11 protein-coding genes are annotated in these 13,221 nt (G+C 39.5%); 4 read left to right on the forward strand and 7 right to left on the reverse strand.

Features of this window, described 5'->3' with window-relative positions; all coding sequences use genetic code 11:
• Positions 1-158 precede the first annotated feature (158 nt).
• The 3 genes from CHB68_RS05425 to CHB68_RS05435 are packed head-to-tail and all read left to right on the forward strand — an operon-like array spanning position 159 to position 5,624.
• On the forward strand, positions 159-1,238 hold the full coding sequence (locus CHB68_RS05425; RefSeq protein ID WP_089259864.1) for an efflux RND transporter periplasmic adaptor subunit: 1,080 nt from the start codon (positions 159-161) through the stop codon (positions 1,236-1,238).
• A complete protein-coding gene (locus CHB68_RS05430; RefSeq protein ID WP_089259865.1) occupies positions 1,238-4,318 on the forward strand; it encodes an efflux RND transporter permease subunit in 3,081 nt (1,026 codons plus the stop codon). Before CHB68_RS05425 ends, CHB68_RS05430 begins: the two co-directional genes overlap by 1 nt.
• Before the next feature lies 1 nt (position 4,319).
• Positions 4,320-5,624 (forward strand): TolC family protein, encoded by a 1,305-nt coding sequence (locus CHB68_RS05435; RefSeq protein ID WP_089259866.1) that lies wholly within the window; start codon positions 4,320-4,322, stop codon positions 5,622-5,624.
• Positions 5,625-5,639: 15 nt separating this feature from the next.
• On the opposite strand, the gene CHB68_RS05440 is transcribed toward CHB68_RS05435, so the two are convergent.
• A complete protein-coding gene (locus CHB68_RS05440; protein ID WP_089260564.1) occupies positions 5,640-6,575 on the reverse strand; it encodes a 1-phosphofructokinase family hexose kinase in 936 nt (311 codons plus the stop codon).
• Between the two features lie 54 nt (positions 6,576-6,629).
• On the opposite strand from CHB68_RS05440, the gene CHB68_RS05445 reads away from it, so the two are divergent.
• Positions 6,630-7,775 (forward strand): site-2 protease family protein, encoded by a 1,146-nt coding sequence (locus tag CHB68_RS05445; protein ID WP_245838832.1) that lies wholly within the window; start codon positions 6,630-6,632, stop codon positions 7,773-7,775.
• Between the two features lie 69 nt (positions 7,776-7,844).
• Here CHB68_RS05445 and CHB68_RS05450 read toward each other — a convergent pair whose 3' ends face one another.
• From CHB68_RS05450 to pta, 6 genes are all read right to left on the reverse strand, one after another.
• A complete protein-coding gene (locus CHB68_RS05450) occupies positions 7,845-8,633 on the reverse strand; it encodes a patatin-like phospholipase family protein (RefSeq protein WP_089259867.1) in 789 nt (262 codons plus the stop codon).
• 39 nt (positions 8,634-8,672) lie between these two features.
• Entirely contained in the window at positions 8,673-8,927 is a 255-nt protein-coding gene (locus tag CHB68_RS05455) for a DUF6327 family protein (protein WP_089259868.1), read from the reverse strand.
• Between the two features lies 1 nt (position 8,928).
• Entirely contained in the window at positions 8,929-9,273 is a 345-nt protein-coding gene (locus CHB68_RS05460; protein ID WP_089259869.1) for a hypothetical protein, read from the reverse strand.
• 5 nt (positions 9,274-9,278) lie between these two features.
• Positions 9,279-9,608 carry a YtxH domain-containing protein gene (locus CHB68_RS05465; protein ID WP_089259870.1) on the reverse strand — a complete coding sequence of 110 codons (330 nt, stop codon included), beginning with the start codon at positions 9,606-9,608 and terminating at the stop codon, positions 9,279-9,281.
• Between the two features lie 196 nt (positions 9,609-9,804).
• Positions 9,805-10,989: an acetate/propionate family kinase gene (locus CHB68_RS05470; protein WP_089259871.1), complete on the reverse strand. Its 1,185-nt coding sequence runs from the start codon at positions 10,987-10,989 to the stop codon at positions 9,805-9,807.
• A 10-nt stretch (positions 10,990-10,999) separates the two neighbouring features.
• The gene (gene pta, locus CHB68_RS05475; protein ID WP_089259872.1) at positions 11,000-13,093 is read right to left on the reverse strand and encodes a phosphate acetyltransferase; all 2,094 of its coding nucleotides are present in this window, start codon (positions 13,091-13,093) and stop codon (positions 11,000-11,002) included.
• Positions 13,094-13,221 lie beyond the last annotated feature (128 nt).

Below are 13,221 nucleotides of genomic sequence, written 5' to 3' on the forward strand. Positions count from 1 at the left end.
ATGCACATTTTAATCTAATGTGTATATCTATAAAAAGAGCTAATTGGTGTATTAAAACGGTGTTAAATAATACCTAACATTTCTATAAAACAGCCTTTAAGAATTAGATTTGTGAAGTAGACGATACCGGTTTGCCAAATAACTATCCAAACTTCCAAATGAAAATAAAATACATTGTTTATAGCCTTCTTTTAATAGGAATTACCGCCCTAATAGTATACCGCATAGATGCAAACAATGAAATTGGCGGATCTAAGGCCAATGATGCGGTAGAACAAGCAACTTCTGTAAAGGGAATGGTGCTTAATGCCCAACAGTTCAATGATAATATTTCCTTATCCGGAACCATAGAAGCCAATGAACAAATTGAGATAAGGAGTGAGGTTTCCGGTATTGTTGAACGTATTAATTTTAATGAAGGCAGTAAGGTTACCGAAGGTCAAGTGTTGTTCAAGGTCAATGATATAGAGTTACAGGCGCAATTATCCAAAGTGCAAACGGCCCAAAAACTAGCCTCGGAAAATGAACGGAGGGCAAAATTATTGTTGGAAAAACAGGCCATAAGTCAAGAGGAATATGATATTGTGAGTGCGGACTACCAATCTGCCAGTGCAGAATCGCAATTAATACAGGCGCAACTTTCAAAAACTATAGTTAGGGCGCCTTTTTCGGGAACCATTGGGTTGAGGTATATTTCTAAAGGCACCTATGTAACTCCACAGACATTGATCGCCAAATTGGTCAATACCAGCAAGCTCAAGATTACATTTTCAATTCCGGAAAAATATGCATCTCAGGTATCTGTAGGTTCGCAGTTGAGTTTTACTACTTCAGATACCAAAGAGGAATATAAGGCCAAGGTGTATGCCATTGAGCCAGAAGTAGAGATTGCTACTAGAACATTGAAAATGAGGGCCATTGCGGAAAACAAGGAAGGTAAATTGTACCCGGGAACATATGCCAATGTAATGTTGCCTTTGGAAAGTATAGATGATGCCCTAATGGTACCGTCAGAAGCCTTGATACCTGTACAGAACGGTAAAAGAATATTTATTGCAGAACAAGGTAAAGCCAAGGAAATCGATGTTGAGATCGGGGCAAGGACGGGTAATGAGGTACGGGTGGTTTCTGGACTAAAGGTAGGGGACACTATTTTGACCTATGGAGTAATGGCCTTGAAAAATGGTACTCCCGTCAATATTCAATTTGAAGAACCTGTAACGTTAACCGCAGAATAATGAACTTATCGACCTTAAGTATAAAAAGACCGGTTCTGACCATTGTAATGAACCTTACCTTAATCCTATTCGGTATCATTGGTTATACATATTTAGGGGTGCGTGAGTTTCCTTCCATTGATCCGGCGCAAGTATCTGTGAGAACCAGTTATTCAGGTGCCAATGCAGATATAATTGAATCTCAGATCACTGAACCATTGGAAAAAGCGATCAATTCCATTGACGGTATACGTAATATAACCTCTTCTAGTGTACAAGGTTCAAGTTCTATTAGTATAGAATTTAACTTGGACAAAAATCTTGAAGATGCGGCCAATGATGTAAGGGACAAGGTGTCACAAGCGGTAAGGCGTTTGCCGGAAGATTTGGATGCCCCACCGGTAGTCTCCAAATCTGATGCCGATGCACAACGTATCCTTTCCATGACCGTGCAAAGCGATGGAAAGAATATATTGGAACTATCAGACTACGCAGAGAACGTTATTGCCCAGCGGATAGAAACGATACCTGGGGTAAGTAGCGTACAAATATGGGGACAGCGAAGATATGCAATGCGCCTTTGGATAGACCCATTGAAATTGGCTTCCTATGGACTTACAGTGGCAGATGTTAGGGCCGCATTGTTGGCACAGAACGTAGAATTGCCATCTGGAAAATTAACCGGAGATAATACGGAGTTAACGGTAAAGACAATCGGGAACCTTAATACGGAAGAGCAGTTCAACGATATCATTATTCTGGCAGATGGGGAAAAATTGGTTCGTTTAAGTGACATTGGTAAGGCAAGTTTGGAAGGGGAGAACATGGAGACCAAGATGAGCGATTCTGGGCAGCCCATGGTCGCTACCGCGGTCATTCCACAACCAGGAACCAATTATTTGGAGATTGCGGATGCTTTTTATGAGGAATATGAAAAGCTAAAAAAAGATTTGCCGGAAGGTTTTAAATTGAACGTGGTAATTGATGATACGGTCTTTGTTAGAAGGGCTGTAACCGAGGTTGCGGAAACCTTATTGATTTCAATAGTATTGGTTATCCTGGTCATTTTCTTCTTCTTTAGAAACTGGTCCATGGCCCTAAGGCCCTTAATAGATATTCCCGTATCCTTGATAGCCACTTTCTTTATTATGTGGCTGTTTGGGTATAGTATTAATGTGCTTACACTTTTGGCCATTGTACTTGCCACGGGACTTGTAGTGGATGATGGTATTGTGGTAACGGAAAATATTTATAAAAAAGTAGAAGAGGGTATGAGCCCTATAGAGGCGGCCATAAAAGGGTCTAATGAAATATTCTTTGCGGTCATATCCATTTCAATAACATTGGCAGCAGTGTTTCTTCCGGTAATCTTTTTGGAAGGTTTTGTAGGCAGGCTTTTCCGTGAGTTTGGGGTGGTCTTAGGTGCCGCAGTATTGATTTCCGCATTTGTTTCTTTGTCACTGACCCCTATGCTTAATGCCTACTTGATCAAACCCGGCAAACAGAAACAATCAAAATTCTATCATTTTACGGAGAAGTATTTTTTGAGAATGAACCGTTCCTATGCAGAATCGCTTAGGGAATTTATGAAAAGAAAGTGGTTGAGTTTTCCAATTTTGGCAGGATGTTTAGGATTAATTGTGGTGTTCTACATACTACTTCCAAAAGAAACCGCACCTTATGATGACCGTAGTTTTGTGCGGCTGAACGTGCGCGCACCAGAAGGATCATCCTATGAATACATGGATCGTCTTATGACGAATATTACTGACTTGATCAATGATTCCATACCAGAAAAGAAAGTCAGCCTTGTACTTACTTCACCAGGTTTTGGATCATCTTCCGTAAATAGTGGTAGGGCCAATGTTGCTTTGGTAGATCCTAGTGAACGGGAACGTTCCCAACATGAAATTGCGGAAGATTTGGGCAGATGGGCTAAGGCATATGTTGGTGGTAAGTCCAACGTATCTGAACGGCCAACAATATCCGTAAATAGAAGAGGTGGCCCCCCGATCCAATACATTATTCAGGCACAGAACTTTAAGAAATTAGAAGAAAATATTCCTGCATTTATGGCAGAGGCAGAAAATGATGAGACGTTTTCTTTTGTAGACGTTAATCTAAAATTTGACAAACCGGAAATCTATGTGACCATAGACCGTGAGAAGGCTGAAAGTTTAGGGGTGTCCGTAATAGATGTTGCCCAAACCCTGCAACTATCTTTGAGCGGACAACGTTTTGGATATTTTCTAATGAACGGAAAGCAATATCAAGTAATTGGTCAATTTGATAAAGAGGACAGAAATGCACCGATGGATTTAACATCAATCTTTGTCAAAAATAAGGACGGTTTGTTGATTCAATTAGATAACCTGGTTCAAACATCAGAACATAGTAGTCCACCACAACTATATCACAATAATAGGTACATGTCTGCTACCGTATCTGCAAATTTAGCACCCGGTAAAACCATCAACGACGGTATAGAGGCCATGGAGCGGATAAAGGATAAAGTATTGGATGAATCCTTTACTACAGATTTGGGTGGAGAATCAAGGGATTTTGTTGAAAGTAGTTCAAATACCCTATTTGCTTTTGGATTGGCATTACTGTTGATTTTCTTAATTCTTGCTGCACAATTTGAAAGTTTTATAGATCCCTTCATCATTATCCTGACCGTACCTATGGCCGTTGCCGGAGCCATGTTTTCCTTGTGGTTATTTGGACAGTCATGGAATATTTTCAGTCAAATAGGCACCATAATGTTAATTGGTCTGGTAACCAAGAACGGTATTCTTATTGTAGAATTTGCCAATCAATTACGGGAACAGGGATTAGGAAAAAGAGAATCAATTTTACAGGCATCGGAATCAAGACTACGGCCTATTCTAATGACCAGTTTAACCATTGCCTTGGGAGCTTTGCCCATAGCGTTATCCTTGGGAGCGGCTTCTACCAGTAGAATAGGCATGGGGGTAGTGATCATTGGTGGGACCATGTTCTCCTTATTGCTAACGTTATTTGTAATTCCTGCACTTTATATGTTGTGGTCACGTGAAAAAGTAGAAAGACCGGAGTTTAAAGTGCTTGAAACATATTAAAATGAATTATTACAGGATTATATTTTTTATTGTATTCTTAGTTGGATGCAATGTCCGGGGACAAGAAGTGCTCTCCTTGCAGGAAGCGGTAAAAATAGCAATAGAGAATAATTACAGTATTATTACCGCCAGCAATAATCTCGCAATTGATTCCATAGGGGTAAGTCCGGGTTATGCAGGCATGCTTCCTACTTTGGAAGCCCGTATTACGGATAATAATAGTGTGCAGAATTTATCGCAAACCCGTTCAGATGGTTCCCAGGTAGAACAGGACAATGCAAAGAACAATAGTTTAAATTATGGTGTGGCCATGGATTGGACATTGTTTGACGGCCTACGCATGTTCGCCAATCTGGAACAATTGAAACAAAATCAGAATTTGGGCGAGGTAGAACTAAAACAAGTTATTTTGACCAAAGTGGGCGAAGTAATGATCACTTATTATGATTTGGTACAGCAACAGCAACAGCTAACGGCCTTGGATAGTACCATACTAATATCCAAACAACGGGTTGAGCTGGCCCAAAATAGGTTTACCATTGGTAAGGCCTCAAAATTGGAAGTCCTGAACGCCCAGGTAGATTTAAATACGGACCAAACGCTAATGCAGCGGCAGAGGGAATTATATGCCAACACCAAAATCCAATTGAATGAACAACTGGCACGAGATTTAAAGACGGCATTTGTGGTCGCTACGGAAATTAATGTAGATGAAAGTCTTTTATTACCGGAGTTGGAAGCGGATGTCATCTCCAATAACCCACAATTAAATGCAGAGCGTATTAACAAACGTATAAATGAATTGGAGTTAAAACAGGTACGTGCGGCCAGATATCCTACTGTTTTTGCAACAACAGGTTATAATTTTGGCAGGTCAGAATCAAGTCTTGGGTTTACTACGAGTGCCAATTCCAGAGGTTTTAATTATGGTTTTGGGGCCACTTTAAATCTTTTTGATGGCTTTAATCAAAACAGAAATGAAAAAATAGGACGTTTAGAGTTGGAGAATGCTGAAATTGCCATTGCCCAACAGCAACAAGAGTTATTATCTATTCTTAGTATTACTTATCAAACCTATCTGACCAATATCAGTTTAATTGAATTGGAAGAAAGTAATGAGGCCATAGCAAAGGAGAATTTAGACATAACCGTAGAGAAATATCGCATAGGCATAATACCAACGTTAGAGTTTAGAACTGCGCAATTAAACTATATTAATGCCAAGGTGAGGTTTAGCAATGCCAAGTTTCAGGCTAAGCTATCGGAAATTATTTTAAGGCAGTTGTCCGGAGATTTGGCCATATAATCAGTTGTCCATTATTTAGGAATTTTCCAAAATCCAGCTGTTCAGCTCATCTACATCGTTCTTTTTACAAAGTTGTGAACCTTCTGTCATGGTTGCCGCCGTACCACAGGCTACTCCGTAAATACCCATTTCCTTGATTGATTTATTTTTAGAAAGGGCCAACACCATACCCGCTACCATACTATCACCGGCGCCAATGGTGCTTTTTTGTAAGACAACGGGCGATTTTATATGAAAGGCCATATCATTGGCAACGACCATGGCTCCTTTTGGACCCATTGAGATTACCAGCACTTTACATGTATTATTTTTGAGGAAATGCTTGGCAACGGCTTCAAGTTCCGTATAGGTAATTGCTTCAATGCCGCATAGCGTAGCCAACTCGCCCAAATTTGGTTTCAAGAGGTAAACCCCTTCTTTTGCACCTTTTATCAATGCTTCCCCAGAGGTATCCAAAATATATTTGGCCTTATTCTTTGTTGTTATTTTAGCAACTTGGGCAAAAAAGTCTAAGGGCATACCAGGGCTAAGACTTCCACTTGCTACCAAGAAATCATCTTCTTCAAGAACGGTATCCAGTTGTTTTAATGTTCTTTGCCATTCCGTTTTTTGAACTACGGGTCCGGGCATTCCAAATCGGTATTGGGCATTGTTCTTGGTATCGGTTACGGCAAGGTTTTCACGTACCCAACCAGATATAGGGATTATCTGTTGGTCAATTTGTAAATCTGTCAATTGTTCCTGAAGATGAATCCCAGTAGGTCCGCCGGATAAATACATACATAAGGAAGTGCCCCCAAGTTCCTGTATTACGCGAGACACATTGATTCCGCCCCCTCCGGGTTCATATACCGGCGTGCCGCATCTTAATTTATTATCGGGCACTATACCATTGACCGTGGTGCTTTTATCGACCGCAGGGTTTACGGTAAGAGTAATAATTCTGTTCATGGTGGTAATGTTCAAAACATAGTTCAAATATAGCCGTAGGAATATGTTGGTGCTATGACCATTGTCATTGGTATAGATCAAGGTCTAGAATATCTTGGTATAAAATTGGTAGATATGAAAGGTGTCATGCGTTTAGGAAAGGTATCCGGAATAAAGATTGAAGTTCACTGGACCTTTATACTTTTACTTTTATGGGTAGCGTTTTTGGAGTTTCAGAAAGGCAGTGGTCTAAACAGAATATTGCTCAATGAAGCCCTTATTGTGGTATTGTTCTTCTGTGTCGTTTTACATGAATTGGGGCATGCCCTGACCGCTAAAAAATTTGGGGTACAGACCAAGAACATACTTTTATTGCCAATAGGCGGTGTTGCAACATTGGAAAAAATGCCTGAAAAACCTGTGCAGGAGTTATGGATTGCATTGGCAGGTCCTGCGGTGAATATCATTATTGCCATTTTACTTCTCTTGGTAGTCCCGGTACGTAGCTACTTTAATTTTGATGCTATTGTTATGGAGGAATTGCTTTATGAACCAACCTTACAGAATTTTTTATTCTACCTATTTATTGCCAATGTAATGTTGGTCGTCTTTAATCTAATACCAGCCTTTCCTATGGATGGTGGCCGCGTATTGCGTGCATTGCTATCCTTTAAACTTGGGCGTGTAAAGGCTACTGAAATCGCTGCAAGTCTTGGTCAAGGGTTAGCTGTGGTATTTTTTGTACTCGGCTTATTTTTTAATCCTTTCTTAATATTGATAGCACTGTTTATCTTTCTTGCGGCCTATGGTGAAAACCAAATGGTAAAACAGGGAGATTTGCTCAAAGGATATATGGTCAAGGATGCTACCATGACCAATATAACACAATTGAATACCCAAAATAAAGTAAAGGAAGTCATTGCAATCCTTTTGGGGGGAACAGAGAAAGATTTTGTGGTAGTTGACAATGGGAAAATTGTAGGTGTATTGACACAAAAAAATATAATAGAACACGCCAAAGCACCCGAAACTTTGGTGGGCAGCATCATGCAAACCAAATTTACTACCGTTAATTCATCTGACGGGTTAATGAAAGTATTGCAAGGGTTGGGAAGGGAAGGAAATGGTTTTTTTCCAGTACTTGAACAGGGGAAACTAATTGGAGTAATTGATACGACCAATATTAGCGAATTTATATTGTTGAGAACTGCAGCTACTTAAAATGACACATTGTTCTTAACCTGGTTTATAAATGGGCTGTATGATGGAAGCGCAAGGAAAACGGGATAATTAATCCCTTACGCTTGAAGTCATAGTAAGTATAAAGGAAGGATTTGAACGTATTTCCTCCATTGCGGATTCATAGCCCAATTGAAATATGGTGTCAATGTTCTTTACGGCGAACATGTTGTAATTTTCCAGCCCTTTGGGTTGAATCAACAAGTTGCAATCCTCAAACTTTGACAGAGATTCATTGGCAAGGATGATATGATAGGCACGTTCCAAAATGTGGTAGGAATGTTTTAGATGTTCCATACGTACCTTTTTAAATGGATTAACGTATACACCTACAATTTGATCGCAAAAATGGCTAATAAGTTCTACGGGAAACGTATTTAAGGTACCACCGTCAATATAATATCCATCTTCAATCTGTACCGGGGCAAAAAAACCGGGTACTGCTGCAGAAGCCAATACTGGTCTAATAAGTTCACCTTGATGAAAAACTTTCAGGCTTCCATCCAATAAATTGGTAGCGGTGATGTATAATGGAATTTTAAGGGAGGTAAAATTATCATGAGGTAAATAGGTGCGTAAGAGATCATAGTATTTAGAAGCATCCACAAATCCTGGTTTGTTTCTTGCATATTTCTTTACTGAAAACAGGTCTACGGTTTTAAAAAGTTCAAGCATATGCTGCCAACTGCAACCGTTGGCGTATAGTGCTCCTACAACGGCACCTGCACTTGTACCGGCAATGTACGAAGGGAAAATATTATGCTCCTCTAATGCTTTTATGGCCCCAATATGCGCTACACCACGCATACCCCCACCAGAGAGTACAAGTCCAATTTTCATACTAGATGTTTTAATATTATTGTGATGGTCATGTAGTTGTTAGGATTTTTTTGAAGTTCTTTTATGTTGAATAAACCGTAACAATCTATTGGAAAAGAAAGTAATGATAGCACTTTTAACCGTAGAGGTGTTTAGCATTTGTGCGCCTATACCGGTACGAAACGTCTGTGGAACCAAATCTACTTTAGCATGATGCGCCAATAGTTTTAAATTTTCCTTGTTGATTTCCCGTTGAAGCTCCAAAACTTTAAGTCGATTATCAATTTCTTTGAAGGATGTATATGCTTTTGTCATATCACGAAAAATAATAGGTGGATAATTTTTTGAGTACAGGTTTGTTCAATTTTTCCCTGAATAGATAGCATACAAATGCCAGTAGGATATAAAAACCGGAAATGACCACAAACCCACTAAAATAACTGTCCATTAATTCAGAAAGCCAAAGGCATGCTGCAAAGGATAGGAACAATAATGCCAAGAGAGCACTAATGCCAATTAGTACCAATTGTAATAGACCTGTTGCATTTTTGGATAGGACCTTGAATATTTTAAGTCTATAATATTCCTCGCTATGTTCTATGTATGACCCCATTTCGGTCTGTAACCCAATGAGGTCATTTTTTAGTTCTTCAAAAGCCATACGTACTATTTTTGTAGTTGGGAATTTTTAGCTTTAAGGTCTTCTAGTTTTCTCTCCAATTTATCAATGATGTCATCTGCCTTGTAACTCATGGTGGCAATGGCCTCATCCAATTTTCTGTCGAATACGTCCTTCTTTTCGTTTGCCGTTTTGGTTAGTTCGTCTTTGGCATGGGATAAACGTTCTGCTAAATCATGTCCGGTATCCTCTACTTTTCTTTTTATTTTATGGCGGGTTTCAACGCCCTTGTCCGGAGCATAAAGTATACCGATTCCTGCTCCAATTGCTGCGCCAGTTAATAGGGCCAATAATACATTTCCGTTGTCGTTCTGCATGATGTTTAAATTTAGGTGTTATAGAATTTACTCAACCTAAATGTACATCCATTAAAATGCGGTTGATATGACATGCATCATATTCTACAAGTTATTATAGCACTATATTATTGTATATAACCACAATGCACTATTCCGCTGCATGAAGGGATTGATATAGTCTTGTGGTTTAAAGAGCAGTAGCTGTATGCTGTAATTAAGTAAGTAACTGATACACTTGTTGCGCAATTTCCAATTCTTCATTGGTTGGAACCACCAGAATCTTAACCTTGGAATCAATGGTGTTTACTTCACGGATAGTAGCCGCTCTTAAGTCATTTTTTGCATCGTCCAAAACTATATTGAAATGGCTCATATCTTGGCAGACAAGCTTACGCATTAAGCTGGAATTTTCCCCAATACCGGCAGTAAAGATTATGGCATCTAATCCGTTCATGGCGGCAGTATAGGCGCCTATATATTTTTTTATGCGGTAGGCGTTCATCTCTAGGGCCAGCATACATTTTTGGTTGCCATTACTTGCCTGGCTTTCAATATCCCGCAAATCATTATAACCGGTAAGGCCTAGCATACCGCTTTTTTTGTTCAGAAGTTCATTTATTTCGGATAGGCTATAGCCCAGGTTGTCAACCATATAGAAGATTATGGAGTGGTCAATATCTCCACTACGTGTTCCCATAATTAATCCGTTAGACGGTGCAAAACCCATACTGTGGTCTATACTTTTACCATTTTTAATGGCCGTAATACTACACCCATTCCCTAAGTGAATTGCAATTAAATTGGTCTTTTGATTGTTTAAATAAGCATTTGCTTTTTCAGATACATATTTGTGACTGGTACCATGAAATCCGTACGCCTGTACGCCTTTTTCGTCATATAAGGGTAGGGGAATGGCATATTGTTTGGCCTTTACGGGAATAGTACCATGAAAAGCGGTGTCAAAGACGGCAACTTGTTGAGCGTTCTTAAAGATCGCTTCCGCCATTTCTATGCCTACTAAATTGGCAGGATTATGAAGTGGCGCCAAAGGAGATAGTTTTTTTATACTCTTTTTTACATCATCATTTATTAAGGTGGTTTTTGTGTAAGTGCTTCCCCCATGTACCACCCGGTGGCCTATGGCATCAATGTTGTCCGTACTTTTAATAACTCCTTTTTCAGAATCTAAAAGTAATTCCGTTATTCTTTCCAGACCCTCCCTGTGGTTGTTTATCGTGCAGGTCCTTTCTATCTTATGATCTTTTGATGTAAAGGAAGAAATGGCATCGATACTGCCAATACGCTCAATTATACCTGCGCAAATAATTTGTGCGGAAGGCATGTTCAAAAGTTGATATTTGATGGAAGAACTACCGGAATTTATAATTAAGATATTCATGAAAATTGGGTTAAAGGCCTTGCGCCTGTATGGCGGTGATGATTACGGTATTAAATATATCTTCTACCGTACAACCACGGCTTAAATCGTTTACGGGCTTGTTCAACCCCTGTAACATAGGTCCAATTGCCAATGCTCCTGTTTCCCGTTGCACGGCCTTGTATGTATTGTTGCCGGTATTTAAATCGGGAAAAATGAATACACTTGCTTGTCCGGCAACTTCAGAATCGGGTAACTTACTTAATCCTACCTTGGCATCTACGGCGGCATCATACTGTATTGGTCCTTCTACCTTTAGATCGGGTCTTTTTGTTTTGATGATTTCAGTAGCCTTGCGAACCCGGTCCACATCTTCTCCTACGCCAGATGCACCTGAGGAATAGGATAGCATGGCAATTTTTGGTTCTATGCCAAATGCGGTACTTGTAGCGGCAGAGGAAATGGCAATTTCTGACAATTGTTCAGCTGTTGGGTTTGGATTGATCGCGCAATCGCCAAAAACGGTAACCCTATTGGGCAAGCACATAAAGAAAATGGAGGAGACTATGGATACGTCAGGTCTGGTCTTAATAAATTGTAACGCAGGCCGAATAGTGTGTTGGGTAGTGTGTACCGCTCCGGACACCATACCATCTGCATGTCCTTTATAAACCATCATTGTACCGTAATAAGAAACATCTTCCATTAAATCCTTGGCCATGGCCAAGTTCACATTTTTATGTTTCCTTAATTCAAATAGGGTATTGGCGTACTCATCAAAAACTGGTGATGCAGTTGGATCAATGATATTAATGGTCTCAAGGTCAAGGTCAATATCCAATTCGGTAATTTTTGTCCTAATCTGTTCTTTGTTGCCCAATAAAGTAATGGAGACCGCATCCGCATCTATTAATTTTTTAGTGGCTAAAAGGATACGTTCATCAAGTCCTTCGGGCAGTACAATATGCTTTTTGGAGGATTTGGCCTTTTGCAGCAAATTATATTGGAACATTCTAGGGGTAATGCCCTTTGCCTTGAAGGTAATCAAGCGTTCAGACAATTCCTTGGTGGGCACGTGTTTTTCAAATTCTTGGATAGAGGTCAAGATTTTCTCTGTATTATCGGCATATATACGAGGTCTTATGGTACCAATTTTATTGGTTACCGCATAGGTGCCACCGGCAACAGAAAGTATGGGGATGATATCCGTTAGGCCCTCAATCAATTTTGTAATGGAATCTTCAGGAAGGAGTCCGCCCGTTAATACTATACCGGAAAGTTTGGGGTAGTTGGTTGAGATATTGGCTTGCAAAGCACCTAAAATAATATCTGCCCTGTCACCGGGAGTAATGACCAGGCTATCTTCCTTTAAATGGGTAATATAATTACGTAATTGCATGGCACCAACACCAAAACCGGCTACTTGGTTATTTATAAATGCTTCGCCAAATAATATTTTAGCATCTAATTCTTGCGATATTTCCTTGATGGTTGGGCGTCCTAAAATGGTATTCATGGGGATAGTACCGATCAAGACATTTTCAGGGAGTTTTTTCTGCAGCCCCTCATTGACGATATCTAAATTTTCTGGCTGTATTTTATTTGCAATGATCAATAGTACTTCAACACCTTTTTCCATAAACGAATCATAGGCCATATAAAGATTGCCCAAAAGTTCATCTAGCGTTTTGTTTTTACCACTGGCAAGGATAATTGCGGGGATGCCTAAATTTTTGGCAATGAGCACATTAATATCCCATTCAATAATTGTTCCCTCCCCAGAAAAATCTGTTCCTTCCACTAATACGAAATCAAAACGTTTTTCAATGGTTTTGAACTTGTGGATAATGTGCCCTACGATTTCATCGTCCTTATCCTGGTTTTTAAGTTGAACCACATGGCTACGGGTATAGGCATAAGCCTCTTCAGGTACCATGTCTACATTAAAATAACTTAGCACGGTATCTATATGGTTATCTATATTTCCATCAGGAACGTCGTCTATAATAGGTCTAAAATACCCTACTTTGGCCGTCTTGCCCAGTAAGAGTTGCATAAGTCCTAAAGAAACAATGGATTTTCCGCTATTGGGCTCGGTAGTGACAATATAAATGGCTTTGCTCACGTATTGTAATTTTTTGGTATGTACTACATTTTAAAAGTTCGCTTTTGTATCATCCCGGATACTTGGTTATGGATAATGTTTAAATGAACCGTATGCTAAAAATCTTCGTTATAAATATAAGTATTGTT

Origin of the sequence: Maribacter sedimenticola (assembly GCF_900188415.1) — a bacterium.
GTDB lineage: Bacteria > Bacteroidota > Bacteroidia > Flavobacteriales > Flavobacteriaceae > Maribacter > Maribacter sedimenticola.

Excerpts from the sequence above, each read along its gene's own strand:
- CHB68_RS05445 (WP_245838832.1), top strand. The coding sequence starts at position 6,630 with ATGACCATTGTCATTGGTATAGATCAAGGTCTAGAATATCTTGGTATA.
- CHB68_RS05460 (WP_089259869.1), bottom strand. The coding sequence starts at position 9,273 with ATGGCTTTTGAAGAACTAAAAAATGACCTCATTGGGTTACAGACCGAA.
- CHB68_RS05425 (WP_089259864.1), top strand. The coding sequence starts at position 159 with ATGAAAATAAAATACATTGTTTATAGCCTTCTTTTAATAGGAATTACC.
- CHB68_RS05470 (WP_089259871.1), bottom strand. The coding sequence starts at position 10,989 with ATGAATATCTTAATTATAAATTCCGGTAGTTCTTCCATCAAATATCAA.
- CHB68_RS05440 (WP_089260564.1), bottom strand. The coding sequence starts at position 6,575 with ATGAACAGAATTATTACTCTTACCGTAAACCCTGCGGTCGATAAAAGC.
- CHB68_RS05465 (WP_089259870.1), bottom strand. The coding sequence starts at position 9,608 with ATGCAGAACGACAACGGAAATGTATTATTGGCCCTATTAACTGGCGCA.
- CHB68_RS05450 (WP_089259867.1), bottom strand. The coding sequence starts at position 8,633 with ATGAAAATTGGACTTGTACTCTCTGGTGGGGGTATGCGTGGTGTAGCG.
- CHB68_RS05435 (WP_089259866.1), top strand. The coding sequence starts at position 4,320 with ATGAATTATTACAGGATTATATTTTTTATTGTATTCTTAGTTGGATGC.
- CHB68_RS05455 (WP_089259868.1), bottom strand. The coding sequence starts at position 8,927 with ATGACAAAAGCATATACATCCTTCAAAGAAATTGATAATCGACTTAAA.
- CHB68_RS05430 (WP_089259865.1), top strand. The coding sequence starts at position 1,238 with ATGAACTTATCGACCTTAAGTATAAAAAGACCGGTTCTGACCATTGTA.